Origin of the sequence: Ensifer sp. Root954, assembly GCF_001429005.1 — a bacterium.
Taxonomy (GTDB): domain Bacteria; phylum Pseudomonadota; class Alphaproteobacteria; order Rhizobiales; family Rhizobiaceae; genus Ensifer; species Ensifer adhaerens.
Genome location: NZ_LMJM01000017.1, coordinates 380 through 4399, shown reverse-complemented (window position 1 = coordinate 4399; position 4020 = coordinate 380). Strand labels below are relative to the sequence as shown.

The following is a 4020-nucleotide window of genomic DNA, read 5'->3' as shown; positions in this document are numbered from 1 at the left end:
GCAGTGGAGATAGTAGAGCAGCGTCGTGAACTGCAACCGGGCAAGATCCTGCTCGGTCGGCATACGGTTCAGTTCGGGATCTGTCGACAGCAATTCCGACATGGTTAGGCCACCACGAGAAGAACGTCGTGATCTCGTCCGTCATCCACGAGTGGAACACTTCGGTCAGCAACCTTCTTCCCATCGAGGCTCAGTGCATAGTGGTCTTTTGCTCGTTTGGTATCTCGGCTCACCTTGATGCGGTAAGTCGACCTTCCATGGCGAAAATCCACGTCGAATGTTGACCACCCGACGGGAATGCATGGCTCGACAAAAAGCCGGCAGCCCTGACGTCGAATGCCGAGAATGGCCTCAAGGCCGACCCGGTACAGCCAGCCCGCAGATCCCGTATACCACGTCCAGCCACCGCGGCCGGTGTGAGGAGCGGCGCCATAAACGTCGGCACTGACAACGTAGGGCTCGACCATGTAGCGGTCGGTGTCTTCGGGTGACAGGGCATGGTTGATCGGATTGAGCATGCTCCAGAGTTGAAATGCCCGATCGCCATCCCCCAGCAATGCGGTCGCCAGCGCCACCCACGTGGCCGCGTGGGTGTACTGGCCGCCGTTCTCCCGAATTCCGGGCACATAGCCCTTTATGTAGCCGGGCTGCAGCGAGCCCTTGTCAAAGGGTGGGTCGAAAAGCTGTATCAAACCGTTATCGGTACGAACGAGCCGTTCCCAAACCGCGCGCATTGCCTGCGCGCCACGCTTGGCATCTGCAACACCCGAGATAACTGCCCAGGCCTGTGGGATCGCATCGATCTGGCACTCGTCATTCAACTGGGACCCGAGAGGCGTGCCACCGTCGAAGTAGGCGCGGCGATACCAGCCGCCATCCCAGGCGTGGGTCTCCAAGGACATGCGCAGGGTCTCGGCGCGCTCTTTGCACCATTTGGCTCGTTCCTCATCAGCCATCGCCGAAGCGATGGCTGCAAAAGATTGAAGGACCGTCAGAAAGAACCACCCGTTCCATACACTCTCGCCTTTGCCTTCCGCGCCGACTCGGTTCATGCCGTCGTTCCAGTCGCCCGTTCCCATAAGCGGAAGCCCGTGGCTGCCTAGCCTCAGACCTCGGTCCAGCGCTCGACAGCAGTGCTCATAGACGGTCCCGCTTTCCTGGCTGGCCGGAGGCACCTCGTAGCGCTCCTCCTCATCGTCCGTTAGAGGCGGCGAGACGAGGAAACGAACCTGCTCACTCAGGAGCCCATAGTCTCCGGAGACCGATACGTAGTGATGGACGACGTAGGGCAGAAAGTAGAGGTCGTCCGTCATGCGTGTGCGCACGCCGGCACCCGATGGCGGATGCCACCAGTGTTGAACGTCTCCCTCGGAAAACTGGCGCGAGGCGGCTCGAAGAATGTGCGCTCGCGCCTCATCGGGTGCGCAATGGACGAGGGTTGCCACGTCCTGGAGTTGGTCGCGAAATCCGTAGGCGCCACCGGACTGGTAAAACCCTGTTCGCGCCCAGATACGGCAAGCCAACACCTGATAGAGCAACCAGCGGTTCATCATCAGGTTGAAGGCTATATCTGGCGTTCGAACCGTGACGGAGTTCAGCAGCTGATCCCAATATTGTGAAACGGCTGCCAGCGCCTTCCTGGCCGCCTTCGGTTCGGCATGTTCGCGCACGAGCCTGTGCGTTTCCGCGCGGTTTTCGGCCTGCCCGAGCACGAATACCAGCTCGACGGTCTCGGACGGTGGGACTGAAACGCTGACCATGAGGGCCGCGCAGGGGTCGAGCAGAGAGCCGGTATGCCCCCCGAGATCGAAGCCTTCCAATCCCACCGGCTGAGCGATGGAACCGTTTCTGCCGAGGAACGCGCGCCGATTACATGTGAACGACCGGACAGGCGCGCTTGAAGCGGCGAATGCGAGCGTGTCGGAAAAATCGCCCTTCCAGATGTTCCGGGCAACGACGGCACCAATCTCGCTGTCAAATTCGCATTCGACCCGGGACTGCGCGCTTTCGCGCAGTGTGCCGAGGACCCATTCAACGAAATAGGTGGCGGTAAGGCGGCGAAGTCGTTTTCCGTCGTTGCGAATGGCAAGACGGATGACCTTGATCGCTCCCGCGGCCGGGACGTGCACGGTCATTTCATGGTGTAGTGGCCCGCGACTGCTTTCATAACACGTGTAACCTTGGCCATGCCTCGTTCTTGTGGTCGATGCCTGGCCGAGCGGCAAAGGTGTCGGCGTCCACAGCTCGGCGGTCTGTTCATCTCGCAGGTAGACAACTTCACTCGGCGGGTCCGAAACCGGGTCGTTTGACCAAGGCGTGAGCCTGTTCAATTGGCTGTTGCCCGCCCAGGTGTAGCCAAGGCCGCTATCGCTTGTCAGGCAGCCAAACGCGCTATTGGCAAGGACGTTGCACCACGGTGTTGGCGTCGCGTCGCCTGCGATCACATATTCGCGCCCGTCTTTGGTAAACCCGCCGCGGCCATTCCAAAAAAGCAGGTTAGCTCGTGGTGCCTCGTGACGCTTTTCGTGCGAGACAGAGACATTCGTCATGGTCTTGTTCGTGGAAAAAGTGGTGGTCGATCTCGCCGAAAGTTGATCCGCAAGGGATCCTTGGCTGCAACAAAGGACGAGGCGCGCGGCGGCCGTGATCGCATTTTCTGCATCGGACGAGACACTCGCCCTGGGTGGGAAATGAATCCCCCCGGTTTTGCCGAGGGTTTGCTCCACATGGACCGCCGCATCGGCGCTCAGCTTTAAGCTTTCACTGGCCTGCCTTTCATCAAGGATCGCGAGATCGAAGGGAAATCCGCGACTGGCAAGGAATGCGTGGGCATTGATGACATTGTCGACGAGGGATTCCTTGTCTGTTTTGTCGATACGCAGCAGAAGAACTGGGACGGCTCCCGACAGTCCCGCCGATCCCAAGTCGTCGCGGTTCAGTCGTCTTGTGTCGGGTGTGCTGCCTTCCCTTAAGCCGGCAACACCGAATGCCAGATATGCTAGGAGCCGGTCGTAGACGGCCAAGTCTTGAAGAGACGGGGACCAAGGCGGGTCTTCAGTGTGTTTCTCCCTCTCTTGTAACGCTTGACGCGCGGCGTCGACATGGGCGAAGCGGCTGGCTATTGCGGTAGCGCCTGCCTCACTGTCCGCTGCGCCTGTCACGAATGCGATCAGTTCCGTTCTGGAGGGTTCCAGATCGACTGTGCGGCGCATGCTGAAGATAGGGTCGAGCACGGGACCCGTCGTCCCAGATAAGCGGCTCCCCGGCCCCAGAGCGCTAGGATTTGAAGGCGTCCGCCGTCGGCCAAGAAATCTGTAGCGGTCCGTTTCATATTCCACCGCATGGACTTGGCGGCTTGACGCAGACACATGTACCGCCCAGATGGGGCGCTCCGATGCGCTGCGCGGTCTGCGCCGTGCGAACAATGCGCTTGTTTCGGTATCGAACCAGGTTTCGATGAAAAGCTTGGCAAATGCCGGATGTGCGCTATCGGCGCTTCGGCCATTCAGGCAGACTTCGCAATAGCTTGTCAGTTCAAGCTTTCGCGCTTTCTCACCTTTGTTGCTGAGTTTCAGCAAGCGCACTTCAGCATCGCAGTCCTGTGCAACCGACACCGCCCATTGAATTTCGATGTCTCCGAGCAAACAGCGATACTCGGCACGATCTCCGTGAAACGTGTGTTCGTAGATCGCCTCCGGATGGCAAATCGGCTGCCGGCCAATCGTCCAGACCTCGCCGCTCTCAAGGTCGCGGACGTAGCAGAACTGGCTCCAGCAATCGCGCGTGACGTCCTCACGCCAACGCGTGATGTCGAGGCCGCGCCAGGTTTCATACCCGGCGCCGGCCTCTGTCAGAAGGACGTTGTAGTGCCCATTCGAAAGCAAGGTCGTGTCAGGAGGCACGCCTGCCAGAGGTGTCGTACTGATGTCGATCATGTCAACTGGCCGGACCATCAGATCGATCCTTGATGGGGCTAGACATTGTCCCCTTCGGTCGATGTCCCAGCCTTGGCAGGCTGCA

At 59.8% G+C, this 4020-nt stretch carries 1 protein-coding gene; it reads right to left on the bottom strand.

All coding sequences use genetic code 11. The features are described 5' to 3' along the window. Positions 1 to 104: 104 nt before the first annotated feature. Positions 105 to 3935, bottom strand: a complete 3831-nt coding sequence (locus ASE71_RS10420; protein ID WP_060517426.1) for a GH36-type glycosyl hydrolase domain-containing protein — start codon at positions 3933 to 3935, stop codon at positions 105 to 107. Positions 3936 to 4020 lie beyond the last annotated feature (85 nt).